Source organism: Neobacillus citreus (assembly GCF_018343545.2).
Taxonomy (GTDB): domain Bacteria; phylum Bacillota; class Bacilli; order Bacillales; family Cytobacillaceae; genus Neobacillus; species Neobacillus citreus.
The window spans coordinates 1-817 of sequence record NZ_JAGYPE020000148.1 but is presented as its reverse complement, the minus strand read 5'-3'; the positions used below and the strand labels follow the sequence as shown (position 1 = coordinate 817).

The window sequence follows — 817 nt, the reverse complement described above, 5'->3', positions numbered from 1 at the left end:
ACATTTTAAGGTTCCCCAAAATGCCTCCATTGGTCCGTTATCAATACACCTTCCGACTCTCGACATACTTTGCACCATTTTTGCCTTTTCAATTTTTCTTTTAAATGCAGGCGAAGTGTATTGAAATCCCCTGTCACTGTGTAGAAGAGGGCAGGCACCTGGGTTAGCCTCCAATGCTAGATCAAGGGTTTTAAACACTAACGGATTATTATTTGAAGTCCCTAATACAAAGCTTACTATAGACCCATCATGTAAATCTAAAATCGCACTTAAATAAGCCTTCTGTGATGCTCCAAACTTCATTTCAGTGACATCAGTCAGCCATTTTTCATTTGGCTTCTCTGCGTTGAAATCTCTATTTAATACATTCTCTGCCACATGTTGTGGAGTACTAGGCTTATAATTTTTGCGCTTACGTCGAATAATCGCCTGAAGTCCGGCAATTCCCATCAATCGATACACACGTTTATGGTTAATTGCCTTTGGTAAGCTACGATTCAGGTTCATTGTAATTCGGCGATATCCATATATGCCATCCACTTTGTTATATAGGTGGATTATCTCCTTCAAAATTTCTTCATTCAACTTCTCGTTTTCTGAGGGAGAGCGATCGCGCCACTTATAGTAGGCTGCACGTGAAATTCTCGCAATCTCACATAATAGTACAATAGAAAAGTTCTCTTCTTTATGAAGTTCCTGTATAGCTACGTATTTATCCGTAAATCGGGTGTGGCTTAAGGACGCTTCTTTAAACGCCTCCTTTCGAGTTCCTCTAACTTTTTTAAGAATGCATTTTCTGCCCGGAGACGTTCATTTT

Annotated in this window: 1 pseudogene; it reads right to left on the bottom strand. The window is 39.7% G+C overall.

From position 1 onward, the window contains the following. Window positions 1–786, bottom strand: a pseudogene (locus KHB02_RS29645) (IS3 family transposase); the annotation flags it as partial. Window positions 787–817 lie beyond the last annotated feature (31 nt).